The sequence below is a fragment of the Vibrio sp. SCSIO 43086 genome (assembly GCF_051132235.1).
Taxonomy (GTDB): domain Bacteria; phylum Pseudomonadota; class Gammaproteobacteria; order Enterobacterales; family Vibrionaceae; genus Vibrio; species Vibrio diabolicus.
Genome location: NZ_CP072677.1, coordinates 1,400,918 through 1,416,872 on the forward strand (window position 1 = coordinate 1,400,918; position 15,955 = coordinate 1,416,872).

The window sequence follows — 15,955 nt, forward strand, 5'->3', positions numbered from 1 at the left end:
AACATGGGCATATTAGAATCTAAGAAAGTATTTAGCTTTATTAACAAACTCCCTTTTGCTGGGGAGATATTTTCTATTGCTAATGCATACGCATACAGAGGTTCTTACAAGTCCCACTCAAATTTTGCGCCTCTTAGGTTGTGGTGGCGCAGAATCTTTAAGAATATTGTTTATGTTGTATTTTTTGCATGGTTTCTCGTTGTGATATCCGATAGCCCTATTAGTGAGTGGGAGTGGGAGCCTTCGGATACAATTCTAGGGTCTTTCCCTAGCATATTAGGTTTCGGGATTGGTATTTATGCATTGATGTTTATTATGCCGACAGATTTCTTACTGTTTCTGAAAAGTGCTAAAGAAAGAGGCAATAAAAATCTAGGACCGGAAATTGTACCAGTAGATATGGGATATCCTCTTATGGTTTTCATATCGGTTATGATTATCGCAGCTGTCAATAAAGTACTCCCATCAAGTGAGGCACTTAAATTTATTAGTTTGTGGGCGTTATTATACGGCCTAGCAATGTGTCTTGAGCTAATGACGTTTTTGTTTCTTTCGTCAAGAATGATTCAAAAATTAAGAACTAAGTCTGAACCTGAACCGAAGAAAGTTAGATATTTAAAAAGGAAAGTGAAAGGCACTAAATATAGTGGGTGAGTGTTGACATTCACCCCTAAATGGCGCACTCTTTCCAGCATGCAAAACCTCGCCAACTCGGCGGGGTTTTTTTATATCTCTACAAAATTAATTTGGAGCGCCTTTCGGGGCGCTTTTTTCATTTCTGAGGGTTTCAAATGGCGTTAGCACGTTTTGAAGAGTGGAAAGAGCGAATTATTACCTACGTTGGTGGTGGCAGTATCAGCCTATACAACGAGAAGGTGTTAGCAAAAGCTCAGGAGACGGCGGAAGTTGTAGCCAACTCCGGCCAGTCAGTGGAGCGTTTGATTTCTACAGCAGGTTTGGTTCTTATCGCTAGTCGCCTAGCTTTTGAAATCTTCGTGTTTTTTGATCAGCGCAAGCTGAAAAAGGAGCAACAAAAAGATGGATGCAAAGCAACTGACAGAGCTGGTCGTTAGGCCAACTTTAAAAGAACTTGGTTTATACAGTGCAGCCGCTGAGCAGCTGGTTGTCGGCACTATTTTTGTTGAGAGCCGGGCTAAATATCTTAAACAAATTGGTAATGGTCCGGCTCTGGGTATCGTGCAGATGGAACCAGCCACTCATGACGATATTTGGCAAAACTATTTGGTTTATCGCGCTGAGTTGAAAGAAAAGGTAAGTCTGCTCGTAAAAGAAGGTACAGCACAGGAGATGATTACTAACTTAGCTTATGCGGTGGCGATGTGCCGAGTGCACTACTTGCGCGTTCCTAAGTCTTTACCTAGTCCTGGTGATATTCCTGCCTTGGCACGATATTGGAAGACGTATTACAACACACATAAAGGAGCGGGGGAGGTCTCCGACTTCATCGATAAATTCCCGAAAGACATACTGAATTAAAAGCGGCCTATAACGGCCGCTTTTTTATTGGAGCTAATACTATGAAAGTTTTCTTGTTTACCTTCTTTAAAAGCTTGCTTGGCTACTGGGCTGCAAAGCTACTTAGCCCTGAATCGGTGACTGAGCTGCTTATCACTATTGCTGATGCTCATGCCAAAAACACCAAGACCGACACGGACGATCGCTTGATTGATATTGTGAAAAAGCATCTCGGTAAAGAGCAGTAACCCCATTTTCACCACCAAGAGCAAAGACGTTAACGATTTGCAATGTCGTCGAGCATTGCCAGGCTTCGGCCATTTAGTAACAGTGCTTACGGTGGTGACCCTATTCCCAATGTCTTCACGGACATGCGTTGGTGCCTCGCTGTTTCTCTGTGTTAGCGATGACCATGAAGTAACCTGACCCGTTGCTTAATCCTTAACATGAGAGCGCACGAAGAAAGTCAATAAGGCACAAGCTGAGGGGCGAAACTCCCCTTCATTACTGGAAACGTCAGCCACAGGCGAAGAAGCGGCGTGACACTGGAGAGACAGATTTAGCGGTTTAACTCTATGACTACAGTACGGTTGCGTATCTCTGATACGAAAATTAAAAGCTATTTGAAAAGTGATACTGTCACGAGGCTTAGGGATGAAAGATATGCTTTAGAGCTTCGTTTTCACAAGTCTCGCGAGAGTGCTACTTGGTGGTTGATTGATAAACGAAAGAACAACGGAAAACACGGAAAACCAAAATGGGAGCGGCTTGGACTTTGGCCTCGTCTAAGCGCTAAGGCACTGTTTGAGTTGTTACCCCAAAAGATTGCTAGGATGGCGACGGATACGGACCAAGTGGTTACAGACTGGACCTGTTTTGGTGATTGCTTGCGCTGGTATGTGCAGCATATTGAGTCGAACAAGGATATCTCTTCAGAGAGGAAAAGTGCCGTTAAGTCGGTGGTCTTTAATCACTTGTTACCAGCTCTTGGGGAGTTGCCTCTTGCTAATATTCGGAAGCACCATATCAAGGACTTATTGGTTTGGCCGCTGCGTGAGCGCTATGAACTTAGAACAGTTAAAGGCTACTTTGCCATTTTAAAAGCAGCGTTTAACCAGGCATATCGTGAAGAACACATAGCTTCCAACCCAGTGGCTGCGATGGTGTTTACGGACTTCATCAGCAAGAAAATCACGCCTAATGAGGGGAAAATTCAGTCTGACGATGTGAGCCAATTGCTTGATAGGTTAAAGACACACTCAGTGCAGAAGCAGGTGTTTGTGTTAATGCAGTTAGCGCACGGGACACGTATTCGTGAAACCCGCTTAGCTCGATGGAGCCATATCGATTGGGATGAGAATATCTGGCGAATCCCCGCCTGTAATGCCAAGAACGGTGAAGCATTGATGTTACCGATGACTTGGCAGATTAGAAACCTACTTCAACAGTATCGCCTTACCCAAAAGGAAGGACAAAAGTTTATATTTCCCAATGCGAAAGGGGATGCACCCATCTGTAAGGACACGGCCAACAGTACTTATGCGGAATGGAGTGAGGGTGAGTTTACTAGCCACCATTGTCGTAAGTTAGTTGGCACTAGGCTGACTGACTTAGGTGTCGATAAGTTTGTACGTGAACGCATTCTTAATCACAAGATGTCAGACCTAGACCAAGCTTACATACACACGACAACGGAAGCCTTGAAACTTAAGGCCTTGCAGACTTATCACAATTGGTTAGATCTGCAGGGCTTTATTTTTTTCCATGGGAAGATCGCGGGAAGATCCTAAAACATGATCATCTGGTGTGAGCTTAGAATCGATAAGGCTTCAAGCATCGCTGACCGATTTAACTCTTAAGAAAATCTGTTAATTGTGGTGATAGGTGTTCATTTGGATGTTTAGACGTCTAAATGACTAAAAAACCGAGAAAGGAGTAGAAGGGAGTTTTACTGGTTTTGACCCCAAAAACGCCTGATTTCAGCGTTTTTTGAGTGGTTGAAAATCACGGTGAAAATTAGGTTTAAAAACGCTGTTCAATTAATTTCAAGTCAAATCCCACTCACGCCTTGTCCCACAAGGGCTGCGAAAGATTGCGGGTCCTTCCCAGAGGTTCAATAACCCACGGGGCCGAGACTCGCCGATTCCGCCTCATTTTAATGTCCGGTTTTTACTCCCTTCTATCGGGTGGGTCGAGAAGGGAGTGAACCATAACGCGTAACGCTAGAAGAATGTCGCTATGGCTGAAGTAAACCGAAATGAATTTGCTCGAATTATGGGTTACTCACCGAAGTGGGTGGGCGACCTCATCAAAGAGGGCTTGCCACACCAAGGCGGTGGTGGACGAGGTAAGCCTCTAATCATTGAAACAGATAAAGCCATTCAGTGGATTATCGACCGCGAAATCAAAAAGCAAATTGGCCAGTACGAGAAAGAGCACAGTAGCCCAAAAGTTGGCACCAAAGACGGAGAAGACTTATTGCTCACTGCTGCCAAACGCCGCAAAGCTGAAATTGAAGCTCAAAAGGCCGAAGAAACAGTGATGGATTTGGGAGAGTTAGCCCAGTTCCTTTACATGGTTGGAAACTTATTTGGTAGTGAGCTGGATGGTATAGGGGCTCGAACAGCTTTAGAGGTAGCGTCAGAACATGAACCCGCCAAATGCAAAAACACAATTGACCGAGAAGCTCGACGTATACGCACTGCCACCGCTGACCACCTCAGTGCGTTCGTTGCTGAGTATCTTGCAAAACGTAGCAGAGATGATCAGAGCGAAGCCGCTGAGGAATGCTGCGCAGTGGGCAACTGAGAATAGAATTATGCCTCCGGGTTCGCCAATACCTGGTCCGTTTGATACGACTTCAACACCATACATGATTCCTGTTTGTGTCGCGTTTGCCGACCCTGCTTATTCAAAAATCACCTTTGTTATGGGAACGCAGATGGGAAAGTCGGCCACGATGCAAAACGTGATTGGATGGCGCCTTGACGACCAACCTGCACCGATCATCTATGTGGGGCCGACCGAGTCGAACATTAACAACGTCGTTGAGCCCAAAATAATGGAGATGTTCCGAGAGTGCTCAACGCTGTGGTTAAAGTACGATGATAAAAGCCCCAAACATAAAAAACGTATTGGGGGCGTGTCTTTGCGTTTTGCATGGGCTGGTTCGGCAACTGAATTGGCATCGGATTCTGCGGTTATCACGCTAGTTGATGAGTTAGACCGTCCTGATACCAATGCAACAGGTGAGGGCTCATTAGCGGAAATTGCAGAAGCGCGTGGTGATGCTTATATCGACTCAAAGCTTGGGTTAACTAGTACGCCAACGCATGGTAAGGCAAGTACCTATGAACACCCTGAAACAGGGATGACTCATTGGGCAGTTGCACCAAAAGGCAAAGTATCGAGCCCGATTTGGTTGGAGTGGGAACAAGGAACTCGACATGAATGGGCTGTCCCATGCCCTGACCCAGATTGCGGTGAGTATTTCATACCACGAAGTGATCTACTTTGGTGGCCAGGCAAAGGCACAGAGAATGAAAGCTCTCCCGCAGCTGCATCGCGTGAAGCCCGTTTAGTCTGCCCTCATTGTGGGGGACAGATTGAAGACAAACACCGCAAAGTAATGAACGCTCAAGGTATTGCTATTGCTCCTGGGCAATACGCTAAGAAGTACGACGACAGCTCTGTATTGATTACACAAGGCGGTGAATCAACCGTCGTCCCATTTCATTCCATGCTTCATCCACTGGAAGACAACAACCACTTCAGTATTTGGGTGAGTGGTCTTTGCTCGTTCTCCGGTAAAAAGAGTTATGGCTATCTAGCCAGAAAACTCCTTCAAGCGCAGAGAAGCGGTGACCCACACCAATTACTCTCTGTTTATAACACAGGGTTTGGAGAAATATTTGCTGTTGTTGGTGATGCTCCTGAGTGGGAAGAAGTCTACAAGCTACGCTCGACGTTCTCATCAGGTGAAGTTCCTGATGGGGTACACACACTAATTTGTACTGTGGATGTCCAGAAAAACCGTCTTGTTTATATCGTACGCGGTTGGGTTGATGGTATGTCCTCACGCCTGATTGAGTTTGGCGAGCTATGGGGGGATACCGATAAGCCGGAGGTATGGAGTGAACTAGATGACTTGATGGAGCACGAATGGGGGAACTTAAAAATCAAGCAGTGCGGTGTCGATGCAGGCTACAGAACTGATGAGGTTTATGCCTGGGTTCGTCGCCATAAAACTCGTGCACGAGCGTTAATGGGTTGGCAGAAGCTCCCCAAACCTTTTCGTGTCACTCGCGTTGAAGTTGATAAGCAGGGCAAGGTTAGAAAGCGTGGTGACAAGCGATGGGACTTTGATGCCAGCTTGGCGAAAGCGTGGGTACATAACCGTGTCCGTTGGAAACGCGGCACCGTTGGTGATTGGTTACTGCCTTCCGATGTCTCAGAAGATTACTGTAAGCAGATTGTTGCTGAGGAGTTTGATGATGAAAAAGGAGAGTGGAATCGAGTCAGTAAAGACAACCACTTTCTCGACTGTGAAGGTATGAACTATATGGTGGCCAGAATGCTACGACTTGACCGAAAGAAACCAAAACCGATTGATGATGAGGAAGAAACTCAACCTGAATCGGTAGCCGATGAGGCAGACGAGCAGGAAGACGAGGAAGAGCGTAAGCCTGTTAAGTTGAAAAAACGCAAGCGCCGCTTAGTACGGCGAAAAGGAAACTTTGCTAAATCATGGTAATACCGACAAAGATCACTTCAGGTCTGTCGGTCAACTTCAAACTCTCTTATCCAGATTACCCCGCTAGTTCTTGGGTAGCCACTATCTATCTACGTTCCGCATCCGGTAAGGCAGACATTGTCGGCACACCGGAGGGTGATGCGTTCCAATTCTCGATACCAGCAAGCGAGACAGCGAACTGGCCCGCAGAAGAATACAGCGTTGTGTTGCGTGTAACTGATGGCACCGATGTACATCAGCCTCTTACCAGCCGATTAACTGTACTGCCAGACTTGGCAGCATTGGATGTACATGACCCTCGCAGCGAAGCAGAGAAAGCATTGGCAGCTATTCAGGCTACGTTAACCAATCGTGCTACATCTGATCAGCTTAAGCTGTCGTTTGGTGGTCGTAGTCTGGAGAAGACCCCGTTGAGCGAACTGCTGCAGTTAGAGCAGCGATTTCTCAATAGGGTGAATCAGGAGAAGCGTAAGAAGTCTGGCCGAGGTCTTCTGACAGTACATAAAGTGAGGATGCGCTGATGTGGAATCCTTTTAATCGCAACGCTAAGCCAGAGGCCAAAAAGAAACGTCGCAAGACGCCATATGTCAAATTGAGTCCTGTTTCTCGAAGCCTATTCTCGGCAGCTGATCCAGACAGAAACAATAGTACTTGGGATTCTTCACCTGTGCCCATTGGCAAGATGATTGATCAAAAACTCGCGGTTTTAGTCGCTCGGTCACGCGAACAGATCAGTAACAATGACTATGCCCGAGGGTTTGTCCGAGAAGTTCGTAAAAATGTACTCGGACATAAAGGTATTGTTCTTCAAGTTCGGGGCAAAGAACCTGATGGTTCATTGGATACCAACGGAAATGCTGCCGTTGAGAAAGCTTTTAAAAAGTGGGGACGACGCGAAAACTGTACTGTTGATGGGCGTCTTGATTGGCGCAGAGCCAAGCGCGTTATTCTCAATACGGTAGTGGGGAGCGGTGAAGCGTTCATACGAATCGTTGAAGGCCCACATGCTGGTCCCTGGGGATTTGCTATTCAGCTCATAGACCCTCTAAGAGTACCGATTCAGGTCAACGAAAGCCGACTAGCAAACGGAAACGTAATTCGAAACGGCATCGAAATGACCCCTTATGGACGCCTGGTTGCTTACTTAGTTGAAACAAAAGCAGGTGTTTTGGCTGAAGCATTTCGCCATGGAGGTAAAGAGTTTGAACGTGTTTCCGCTGAAGACATGCTGCACGTTTATGACCAAGAGCATCCTGAGCAATTCCGTGGTATTCCATGGAATCACACATCATTAAGTCGAATGCGTAACCTTTCTGGGTTTGAAGAAGCTTCTGTTGTAAACGCCAGAGCGGGGGCTAGTAAAACACTGGTACTTCAAGCAGACGCTGATGTTTATGAACCGGATGAATCCGAAGAGTTTGAAGAGCCAGAGATTGAGTTAGAACCAAATACGGTTGTGACTTTGCCTCCAGGCTTTACTCCTGTTGATTACTCGCCGGATTTTCCTTCAACAGAGACGGCAACGTTCTCAAAGCATATGTTGCGAGGAATGGCTACAGGTCAGGGTATGGCTTACAACACGTACGCCAATGATTTGGAAGGTGTCAACCTTAGTTCAATTCGACAAGGCAAGCTTGACGAACGTGACGGTTGGAAAGAGTTACAAGAATGGTTCATAGAGTCGGTTTGCCATCGAGTTTATGAACGTTGGCTTCAGTATTCATTACTTGCTGGAAAAGTCATTAACTCCAATGGCAATCCTATCCCAGCTAGCCGCTTAGGCAAATTCCTAGATGCAGATTGGCAACCTCGCCGTTGGGAATGGATTGACCCTCTTAAAGAAGAGAAAGCCATTACCGAAGCTCAAGAAAATGGTCGTAAGTCCCCTGGTGAAGCAATACGTGAATCTGGTCGTGAGCCTGTAGATGTCTGGAAGGGATATGCAGAGGACATCAAGGCAATGAGAGCGGAAGGGATTCCAGATGAAATGATAGCCCAGATTTTGGGAATAAAAGCCACCGGGCAACCTGTAGGAGTAAATCAAAGTGAGCAAGAAGAAGACGAAACTGACGACGAGTGATCTGATTCGTCAGGTCACAGGTCAACCTGTGTATCGAAACTACACGGTTGAGTCAGTGGATGAAGAAAACCGTACGGTTGAACTGGCTTTCTCTAGCGAATATCCAGTTGAGCGTTGGTTTGGCTATGAAGTCCTCGACCATTCATCTGGTGCAGTACGCATGGCACGTTTTGATGCTGGCGCTTCTGCCTTGGTTAACCATGACTGGGACGATCTAGTTGGTGTCATTGAATCAGCTCGAATCGAAAAGAATAAGGGCCGAGCGGTTGTTCGGTTCGGTACTAGCCCAAGAGCTGAGGAAATTTGGCAGGACGTTAAAGATGGCATTCGTAAGCACGTTTCTATTGGTTACATCGTCCATGCGATGGTTCTTGAAAGTGATACGGATGATGTTCGCACCTATCGTGTGACAGATTGGGAGCCGTTCGAGCTGTCTTTTGTCACGGTTCCCGCTGACCCTTCCGTTGGTGTTGGGCGCAGCTTAGATACAACCAAATACCAAAACCACCTGCGTGATATGGGGATCATCATCCCAACTGGCGCAACAGAAAATGAACGTGAAATTGAAAACCGGAGTGAATCCAATATGAAGACTAAAACCCTGCGTGATGCCAGTGGCCGCTTAGTTCGTGCAAAAGTTGATGAGAACGATGTGATTGTTGAGATTATTGAAGTTCTTGAGGAGTCCAACACAGAACGTCAAGCTGGTATTGAAGCAGAGCAAAACCGTGTGCGTGATATTTTAGACCTGTTCGAGCAATACGAAAGTCGTGGTGTTGATCCTAACCCTTATCTTCGAGACAAAAAGAAGACAGCTGCCGATTACCAACGCGCCTTACTTGATGCTGCGTCTGAGAATGGCGGTCAACCAGCGGGAGCACGTAGCGCAACACCAACGGTTGCTGACAGCCCAGACATTGGCTTGTCTGACAATGAAATTCGTCAGTATTCATTCCTGAACGTTCTGCGTTACCTGTCTCAGCCAACGAATGAAAAGTATCGTCGAGCAGCTGCATTTGAGCTTGAAGCCTCTGAAGCCGCAGCCGATAAAATGAAGCGTGAAGCACAAGGTATTATTGTACCTAACGATGTTCTTCGTGCAGCTGCGCCAGTAAGTGCTAGTGGTTCCGGTAGCAACTTGATTGCTACTGACCATATGGCGGGTAGCTTCATTGATATGCTCTATAACAAATCAGCAGTCATGAACTACGCAACTACGCTAACAGGCCTAGTCGGTGATTTATCTATCCCGACTCAAGAGGGTGGCGCTACGGGCTATTGGCTTGGTGAAGATGTAGATGCAACCTTATCTGAAATCACCTTTGGTGAGCGTGGCCTACAAAACCGTACTTGTGCTGCGCTAGTAGAAATGACCCGTAAGATGCTGATGCAGTCTTCACCAGATGTTGAGATGTTGGCTCGTGCGGATATTGCTAAAGCTCTGGCTCTTACTATTGATAAAGCTGCCTTGTACGGCACTGGTGGTGATCAACCGCTTGGTCTTGCAAACATCACGGGTGTGAACGGTGTAGATTTCACTGCGGTTAATCCGACGTTCCAAGAAATTGTAAACATGGAAACAGAGATAACTGCTGACAATGCTGATGTTGGTTCCATGCTTTACATGATGAACGCTACTGGCCGCGGTCACTGTAAGACAACTCAAAAGTTTGCTAATACCAACGGCTCACCTATTTGGGAAGGGGGTAACACTGTAAACGGCTACGGCACGCACATTTCTAACCAGATCAACAACGGTGATTATTGGTTTGGCGTCTGGTCCGAAATGCTGATTGGTTTGTGGGGAGGCCTAGACCTGACTATTGACCCATACACTCATAGTGCGAAAGGGCGCTTGCGTGTTGTTGCATTCCAAGACGCTGATGTAACTGTTCGCCATCCTGCTTCTTTCTGCCTAGGTAAAAAACCAGCAGCCTAATCAACCAAAAACTACTAGCTAAGCCACTCAATCGAGTGGCTTTTTATTTGGAGAAACAAATGTCAGTCAAAGCAATTTTAGTTACACAACCATTTCGTTGTCGCGGTCAATTATTGAAGCCTGAAACGGCACTAGAAGTGGGGCAAGGCTGCGACATTACACCGTCTGAAGCCCGTTCTCTGGTTGGCCAAAAGAAAGCAGTCTGGATTCCAGAAGACGATCTTGAAGTCGAAGAGGACGAAGATGAGTAATTGGTCTCAATCTATGGCTGAAATGGATGCTGCTTTATTTGGTGCATTCGGAGAGTCAGCCACCATTGCGGGTCAGTCTGCAAAAGTGGTTCCAAATACATCACAAGATCAATTTGGGATGATGGCTGCCAATGTGACCCGTTTGTCTATCTCTGGTTCATCAGGTGTGAAGGTTCGCAAAGGTGACAAAGTTACCTATAAAGGCCGCAGCCATATGGTTGCTGATGTACCTGAGTATCATGATGGCTTAATTAGCTTTGATCTGAAATGAATGAACTAGACCGCCAGTTGGCAACTGCAGTAAAGAACCTCAGTGCTTTAGACGAAAAAGCGGTACCAAGTGCAGCTTCTATGGCAATAAACCGAATCGCTAAGAGAGCTATTAGCCATTCAGTAAAAGACACCTCTAAGGCGGTCAAGGTTCAGCAAAAAGTCATCAGACGTTATGCCCGAGTATCCAAAAAAGCCTCACCAAAACAGCCTGTCGCTTATGTTCGAGTAAGGCGTACCGATATTCCAGCAATTCACATAGGGGAAGCTCGTACACAAATTCGGCGTAAAAAAGGGCGTTACCAGGTGCAAAGTGCAACCCGTGCTAAAGATGGACGTTATACCAAGCGCGAAGTTTCTGGTTTTACGTCCATAAAAGTGGGTAAACATAAGTTTGACAATGCTTTTCTGCAGAAGCTGAAGAATGGTAAATGGCACATTATGCAGCGTACTAGTGATGCTCGTTACCCAATCAAGATGTGCGCTATTCCTATTTACAAAGAGATTACGTCGGCTTTTGAAACTAACTGTAGTCGTTTGATTGATAAAGATATGCCTAAAGAGTTGATGTATGCAATGGGCCAGCAGGTTCGGTTAATCGTTCGTCGGGAGGTAGGGCGTGGAAATTAACAAACAAATTCGAAAGCAGATCATTTCTGACTTGGAAAAAGCACTAATTGACAGTGAAGGGCAACCCCTTATCGCTGCTTATTTTTCTGGCCGAGGTGAACCAGTTACAGCCAGTGATGACGGTGAGACAGGATACCTCGAAGTTCCAGCCATTTCGGTCTACTTGCTTGATGGTGAATCCACTGGGCAGGATTTTGATGAAGAGGAGTGGAGCTCGGTACTTGCTGTAGAGATTATGGACTTGGCCACCAATCAACTGGATGACGACCTCGATACCTTTAGTGAGAAAGTTCTGGACGTAATTGACCGTCACTACACCGCTAATGGTTTGCTCAGTCTGTGTAATCGTTCTGGTTTTTCTTATGTACGCGAAGAAGGGGCCCCATGGGGTTCCTCGGTTTTAACATTTACTATTGAATACACCGAAGAGGTTTAATCATGTCGGACCCAACTCAAGCAATCAAAGGTGCTGGAACCTCGTTTTGGCGCAAAAAAGACGACCAAGAACTGCTTACTACTGCAGATTACCTTGATGACGCCAAATGGGAAAAATTAGGCGGCGTCAAAGAAATTCAACCAGGTGAAGTTACGGTTGAAGATGAAGAAGATAACTACCTAGACGATCCTGATGCGGACTGGGCAAAGACCACTCCGGGTCAAAAGTCAGCAGGTGATACGACCATCACGTTAGTTTGGAAACCTGGTGAACCAGGTCAACAACAACTTTCTGATGATGTAGTGAACGGTACTGTTACCGAATATCGAACCAAATACCCGAATGGCACTGTGGATGCGTATTCTGGTTACCTTAACTCATGGGGTAAAGCGGTAACGATTAAAGAGAAGATCACTCGAACACTAAAAATCAAAAACGTTGGCAAGCCAAAACTCGCGGAAATGCTATTGGCTGAACAAGCGCAGCCTGCTGAAGGGGGCGTTTAATCTATGGCTACATTCCTAAAGCAAAAGACGGTTCCTGTGGGTGACGATAAAGTCACCCTCACTCAGTTGTCTGGTTTGGATCGTTACGACTTCATGGACTTCTGCTCAGAGCAGACCTTTCCCGAGTCGGTTGAAGCGTTATCAGAAAAAGCCAGCAAGGAAGAGAAAGAAGCGCAACTGCAAAAAATGGAGAAGGTCACTCGCCAATGGAACCGTTTGAATTTCATCATGCAGGCTCGATTGGTGGCTCATGGCACGAACTTCGATATCGATGATATTGATGAGCGTCATCAGTACGTAATGACGGCCATGTCTAAAGAGCAAATCAAAGAGCTTCATGACGAAGTGGCCAAGCTTTCTGGTATGTCACTGCCTGATGAAGCCCCATCCAGTGAAGAAGATGCTGAGCCAGAAACGCCAGAAAAAGACGGTGAGCAGGAAGACGATGTGGATCCTGTCGACCCAAAAGCTTAATTCGGGCTGAAAGGCGGTTCGCCCAAGACCTTGCTCGCGAGTTTGGTCATATCTGTTGGCGAACCATGCTGGCTTCCATTAGCTGTCAAACGGTCATCGAATGGCGAGAGTATTTCTCGGAGCAGGGCTTTTCACATCACATGGATAACTGGCGCTTTGCTGTTAGTTGTGCGTCTAACTGGAATATCACGGCCATGGCTGCAGGAGTGAAGTTAGACGAGCCTGTTTCATACCGTGATTTCCTACCCGTGACCGACGAGCCCGAAGAACCCCACGAATACACTGATGAAGAGCTGATGGCATTGAGCGAATCAGCAGGAGGATTCCGTATTGAGTGCCCAGATAGCTGATTTTAATATCCGCTTCAATACTGAAACCGCCAAGTTTCAGAAGGACGTGGATTACGCCAAAAAGATGCTGCGTGGCTACACCAAAGAAGCCAAAGTTGCGAATGATGAAACAGCTAACTTTGAAAGAAAAATCAATGTAGCTGGAAGTAGTATTAGAAAAATGGGTACAGCAACCCTACAACTGACTGGAATGATAACGGCAGGCGTAGGTGCAGCAGTAGCAGCCAGTACATACATGGTTCGCCAAAGTGCGCAGCAAGCAAGGGAAATAGAGCGTCAAGCAACAGTTGCCCAAGTGTCTGTGCAACGTATCCAAGAGCTTTCTTATGCTTCAGAACAATATAGCATTGCAGGCGATAAGATGGCTGACATCCTAAAGGATGTTAACGATAAATTAGGAGACTATGCAGCGACTGGAGGCGGTGAGTTTAAAGATTTCTTTGAACAAATTGCGCCAAAAGTTGGATTAACGGTAAGTGAACTGCAAAGAATGGCTGGACCTGAGGCTTTAATTGCGATTAAAGAAGCCATGGACCAAGCCAATGTTCCTATGAAGCAGCAAATCTTTTACTTAGAGTCGATTGCTAACGATGCATCGGCACTAATGCCTTTGTTGGAAAACAAAGGCGAAAGATTGTATGAACTAACGCGTCACTACAAAGATTTGAACGTTGCAATGTCAAAATATGACATTCAGCAGTTCAAACAGATGGATCAGCAAATTTCCGACATGGAAATGCAAATGAGCAGGGCATTTGGCAACCTTTCTCGTCAAGTTACTTATAGCCTGCTTCCTGCCATGGACGATGTAAATACATTCGTTTCCAATATGACCAAGGGAGTCAGAGACTACACCAGTCAAATTGAAGCGTTTGGCATGGCCACAGCGACCCTCAATGTGTTCTCTGGAACCTCAATGCGAGAGAAGCACCGTGAAATTTTCGGTGAGATGATCGAGCTACAAGAAGAGCTTAAAGAATACGAAGGTGTAGATGTAAATAAGCTACCAAGCATTAACCCGTTTGGTCAGAGTCGGAATGAGTGGTTTAACCTTCAACGCGATTTAGGAATGAAGCGTGATGAGTTGAAAGAGTTAAACGACAAGATAGTAGAGCAACAAAAGCGTTGGTCCAGTAATTTTGATTACACACCTCCAAGCTCAAAGCCTGCAAATGACGATGTTGATGACAGTTATAACAGTGATTCAGAGTCTAAAAAGTTAGAACGCCTTCAAGTCGCTGGTGCAGCAAGGTTATCCACTTTAGATAATCAGTACGCCAGCGAACGTGAAAAACTAAAGCTTTCGCATGAGCAGCGCCTTGAAGATATTGAAAACCTCAAACTCTCAGAGCAAGAAATTGAGCAGCGTGGTTTTGAGTCACTGGCTGCAATCAAAGCGGAGTACAAAGAGCGCGAGAAAGAGTTCTACGACACCGAGCTTGAAGATTTCGAACGTAAGCAAGATGAAGCGATTCAGCGAGAAATTGACGCTTATATCGCAAAAGAAGAAGCCAAAACCAAAGCGGCAGAGCGTGCGTCCAAACGGCGAGCCGATACGGAAAAACGCATTGAGCAATCCGTCCTCTCGATGAAGTTTGGCTTAGCGTCGCAAGGCCTATCATTGATTGAACAAACTGCCAAACAAGGCTCGTTCATTCAAAAGGCGGCATTCGCTGCGCAAAAAGCCATGGCTGCTGCTCAGGTCTATATGCAAGGTGAAGTTGCCGCGACGGCTGCACTGGCTCCACCGCCTATCGGTTTGGGTCCTATTGCAGGTGTCGGTCAAGCAATGGTCATTCGTACTTTGGCTGCTGCCAGCGCAGGCTTAATCATGGGGCAAGCTGTCGCAGGCATGGCGCACAACGGCATTGAAGAAGTGCCAATGTTCGCAGGTCGCAGTGAGTCAAACTGGACGTTAAAAGCAGGTGAGCGAGTCTACACCAACGAGTCAGCGCGACGCATTGACCAAATGTACCGAGCCACCATGGCAATGTATCGTCAACCATTTGCTGCCAACGACCCGACCATGGCTTACCAAAACCGCATGGCCGCGAACGGGAACGGAGCCAGCGCCCAACCTTGGACCATCATTATTCATGAAGCCGAGCCTGGTACTCACGCTGAGATTGATGACGAGAACAAAGTCCTCAACATCATGATGAAGGATGCGCAAAGTGGTGGGAAATACTTTAGCTACATCTCTAAAACGCTTGGCGTTCAGCCAGGAGGATTCAAATAATGGCAACCGTCAAACCTGAAGTGTTGGCACAATTGAACCCGAACGTGATCCTTTACCCGTGCAAGTATTTTGGTAACGGCATATTGCCGTTGCCAAAATCCAAAGGGTATCAGTATCAACATGGCAAAACGGTCATACGCTCAAAGATGGATTTGGGCTTGGCCACCATGCGTCGTCGCTCTCGCATAGCCCCTGCTGAATTTGTCTTACCATTCCGGTTCACCGGAGAGCAAAAAGAGGTATTCGAGAGTTGGGTATTCAATGAACTGGAAGCAGGCGTGGAGTGGTTCTATTTGCCGCTTCGAACGGGCGACTACGACCTTGAAGTTCATAAGTGCCAGTTTACCGCCACACCAGGCGAGGACACCCCATTCGTTTATAAAGGTGGTCGCAAAGACTTTGGTTCCATATGGGAACTTAAAGCCAAAGTGCAAACCTTCCGCGCTTTAAAACTGGAGCGCTACACCGCTCGCGTACTTTCCCGAGATACTTTATCTGGCATCGAAAAGGCCGCGTTAGCTGCCGAAGAGGCCGTATTCAAAATGCCATAG

At 46.5% G+C, this 15,955-nt stretch carries 19 protein-coding genes; all 19 read left to right on the forward strand.

Going from position 1 to position 15,955, the window contains the following annotated elements; genetic code table 11:
- Positions 1-3 precede the first annotated feature (3 nt).
- The 19 genes from J8Z23_RS06470 to J8Z23_RS06560 all read left to right on the forward strand — a co-directional run bounded on the left by J8Z23_RS06470 (position 4) and on the right by J8Z23_RS06560 (position 15,955).
- A complete protein-coding gene (locus J8Z23_RS06470) occupies positions 4-654 on the forward strand; it encodes a hypothetical protein (RefSeq protein WP_257977034.1) in 651 nt (216 codons plus the stop codon).
- Positions 655-791: 137 nt separating this feature from the next.
- A complete protein-coding gene (locus tag J8Z23_RS06475) occupies positions 792-1,073 on the forward strand; it encodes a hypothetical protein (RefSeq protein ID WP_140350763.1) in 282 nt (93 codons plus the stop codon).
- Positions 1,039-1,497 (forward strand): hypothetical protein, encoded by a 459-nt coding sequence (locus J8Z23_RS06480; RefSeq protein ID WP_140350764.1) that lies wholly within the window; start codon positions 1,039-1,041, stop codon positions 1,495-1,497. The genes J8Z23_RS06475 and J8Z23_RS06480 overlap by 35 nt, the downstream gene beginning before the upstream one ends.
- Positions 1,498-1,538: 41 nt before the next feature.
- Positions 1,539-1,724, forward strand: coding sequence for a hypothetical protein (locus tag J8Z23_RS06485; RefSeq protein ID WP_025766795.1), 186 nt, complete (start codon positions 1,539-1,541; stop codon positions 1,722-1,724).
- A gap of 585 nt (positions 1,725-2,309) precedes the next feature.
- Positions 2,310-3,266: a tyrosine-type recombinase/integrase gene (locus J8Z23_RS06490; RefSeq protein WP_372051547.1), complete on the forward strand. Its 957-nt coding sequence runs from the start codon at positions 2,310-2,312 to the stop codon at positions 3,264-3,266.
- A 448-nt stretch (positions 3,267-3,714) separates the two neighbouring features.
- Positions 3,715-4,284 (forward strand): terminase small subunit, encoded by a 570-nt coding sequence (locus J8Z23_RS06495; protein ID WP_025632836.1) that lies wholly within the window; start codon positions 3,715-3,717, stop codon positions 4,282-4,284.
- A 10-nt stretch (positions 4,285-4,294) separates the two neighbouring features.
- Positions 4,295-6,229: a terminase gpA endonuclease subunit gene (locus J8Z23_RS06500; protein WP_080264605.1), complete on the forward strand. Its 1,935-nt coding sequence runs from the start codon at positions 4,295-4,297 to the stop codon at positions 6,227-6,229.
- Positions 6,223-6,750 carry a hypothetical protein gene (locus J8Z23_RS06505; protein WP_025632833.1) on the forward strand — a complete coding sequence of 176 codons (528 nt, stop codon included), beginning with the start codon at positions 6,223-6,225 and terminating at the stop codon, positions 6,748-6,750. The genes J8Z23_RS06500 and J8Z23_RS06505 overlap by 7 nt, the downstream gene beginning before the upstream one ends.
- A complete protein-coding gene (locus J8Z23_RS06510) occupies positions 6,750-8,309 on the forward strand; it encodes a phage portal protein (RefSeq protein WP_029822213.1) in 1,560 nt (519 codons plus the stop codon). The genes J8Z23_RS06505 and J8Z23_RS06510 overlap by 1 nt, the downstream gene beginning before the upstream one ends.
- Complete coding sequence (locus J8Z23_RS06515; protein ID WP_029822212.1) at positions 8,275-10,248, forward strand: phage major capsid protein; 1,974 nt, start codon at positions 8,275-8,277, stop codon at positions 10,246-10,248. Before J8Z23_RS06510 ends, J8Z23_RS06515 begins: the two co-directional genes overlap by 35 nt.
- A 59-nt stretch (positions 10,249-10,307) precedes the next feature.
- Positions 10,308-10,499 (forward strand): hypothetical protein, encoded by a 192-nt coding sequence (locus J8Z23_RS06520; protein ID WP_025632827.1) that lies wholly within the window; start codon positions 10,308-10,310, stop codon positions 10,497-10,499.
- The gene (locus J8Z23_RS06525; protein WP_029822210.1) at positions 10,492-10,770 is read left to right on the forward strand and encodes an ATP-binding sugar transporter from pro-phage family protein; all 279 of its coding nucleotides are present in this window, start codon (positions 10,492-10,494) and stop codon (positions 10,768-10,770) included. The genes J8Z23_RS06520 and J8Z23_RS06525 overlap by 8 nt, the downstream gene beginning before the upstream one ends.
- Entirely contained in the window at positions 10,767-11,399 is a 633-nt protein-coding gene (locus J8Z23_RS06530) for a phage tail protein (RefSeq protein WP_025632824.1), read from the forward strand. Before J8Z23_RS06525 ends, J8Z23_RS06530 begins: the two co-directional genes overlap by 4 nt.
- Entirely contained in the window at positions 11,389-11,835 is a 447-nt protein-coding gene (gene gpU / locus J8Z23_RS06535; protein ID WP_029822209.1) for a phage tail terminator protein, read from the forward strand. Before J8Z23_RS06530 ends, gpU begins: the two co-directional genes overlap by 11 nt.
- A gap of 2 nt (positions 11,836-11,837) precedes the next feature.
- Positions 11,838-12,341 (forward strand): phage tail tube protein, encoded by a 504-nt coding sequence (locus tag J8Z23_RS06540; protein ID WP_029822208.1) that lies wholly within the window; start codon positions 11,838-11,840, stop codon positions 12,339-12,341.
- A 3-nt stretch (positions 12,342-12,344) separates the two neighbouring features.
- Entirely contained in the window at positions 12,345-12,815 is a 471-nt protein-coding gene (locus J8Z23_RS06545) for a phage minor tail protein domain-containing protein (protein WP_343349991.1), read from the forward strand.
- Between the two features lie 65 nt (positions 12,816-12,880).
- Complete coding sequence (locus tag J8Z23_RS06550) at positions 12,881-13,165, forward strand: phage tail assembly protein T (RefSeq protein ID WP_025500496.1); 285 nt, start codon at positions 12,881-12,883, stop codon at positions 13,163-13,165.
- Complete coding sequence (locus tag J8Z23_RS06555) at positions 13,146-15,404, forward strand: hypothetical protein (protein ID WP_434635227.1); 2,259 nt, start codon at positions 13,146-13,148, stop codon at positions 15,402-15,404. The genes J8Z23_RS06550 and J8Z23_RS06555 overlap by 20 nt, the downstream gene beginning before the upstream one ends.
- Positions 15,404-15,955: a hypothetical protein gene (locus J8Z23_RS06560; protein WP_025500492.1), complete on the forward strand. Its 552-nt coding sequence runs from the start codon at positions 15,404-15,406 to the stop codon at positions 15,953-15,955. The genes J8Z23_RS06555 and J8Z23_RS06560 overlap by 1 nt, the downstream gene beginning before the upstream one ends.

Excerpts from the sequence above, each read along its gene's own strand:
- J8Z23_RS06470 (WP_257977034.1), top strand. The coding sequence starts at position 4 with ATGGGCATATTAGAATCTAAGAAAGTATTTAGCTTTATTAACAAACTC.
- J8Z23_RS06475 (WP_140350763.1), top strand. The coding sequence starts at position 792 with ATGGCGTTAGCACGTTTTGAAGAGTGGAAAGAGCGAATTATTACCTAC.
- J8Z23_RS06480 (WP_140350764.1), top strand. The coding sequence starts at position 1,039 with ATGGATGCAAAGCAACTGACAGAGCTGGTCGTTAGGCCAACTTTAAAA.
- J8Z23_RS06485 (WP_025766795.1), top strand. The coding sequence starts at position 1,539 with ATGAAAGTTTTCTTGTTTACCTTCTTTAAAAGCTTGCTTGGCTACTGG.
- J8Z23_RS06490 (WP_372051547.1), top strand. The coding sequence starts at position 2,310 with ATGGCGACGGATACGGACCAAGTGGTTACAGACTGGACCTGTTTTGGT.
- J8Z23_RS06495 (WP_025632836.1), top strand. The coding sequence starts at position 3,715 with ATGGCTGAAGTAAACCGAAATGAATTTGCTCGAATTATGGGTTACTCA.
- J8Z23_RS06500 (WP_080264605.1), top strand. The coding sequence starts at position 4,295 with ATGCCTCCGGGTTCGCCAATACCTGGTCCGTTTGATACGACTTCAACA.
- J8Z23_RS06505 (WP_025632833.1), top strand. The coding sequence starts at position 6,223 with ATGGTAATACCGACAAAGATCACTTCAGGTCTGTCGGTCAACTTCAAA.
- J8Z23_RS06510 (WP_029822213.1), top strand. The coding sequence starts at position 6,750 with ATGTGGAATCCTTTTAATCGCAACGCTAAGCCAGAGGCCAAAAAGAAA.
- J8Z23_RS06520 (WP_025632827.1), top strand. The coding sequence starts at position 10,308 with ATGTCAGTCAAAGCAATTTTAGTTACACAACCATTTCGTTGTCGCGGT.
- J8Z23_RS06525 (WP_029822210.1), top strand. The coding sequence starts at position 10,492 with ATGAGTAATTGGTCTCAATCTATGGCTGAAATGGATGCTGCTTTATTT.
- J8Z23_RS06530 (WP_025632824.1), top strand. The coding sequence starts at position 10,767 with ATGAATGAACTAGACCGCCAGTTGGCAACTGCAGTAAAGAACCTCAGT.
- J8Z23_RS06540 (WP_029822208.1), top strand. The coding sequence starts at position 11,838 with ATGTCGGACCCAACTCAAGCAATCAAAGGTGCTGGAACCTCGTTTTGG.
- J8Z23_RS06545 (WP_343349991.1), top strand. The coding sequence starts at position 12,345 with ATGGCTACATTCCTAAAGCAAAAGACGGTTCCTGTGGGTGACGATAAA.
- J8Z23_RS06550 (WP_025500496.1), top strand. The coding sequence starts at position 12,881 with ATGCTGGCTTCCATTAGCTGTCAAACGGTCATCGAATGGCGAGAGTAT.
- J8Z23_RS06560 (WP_025500492.1), top strand. The coding sequence starts at position 15,404 with ATGGCAACCGTCAAACCTGAAGTGTTGGCACAATTGAACCCGAACGTG.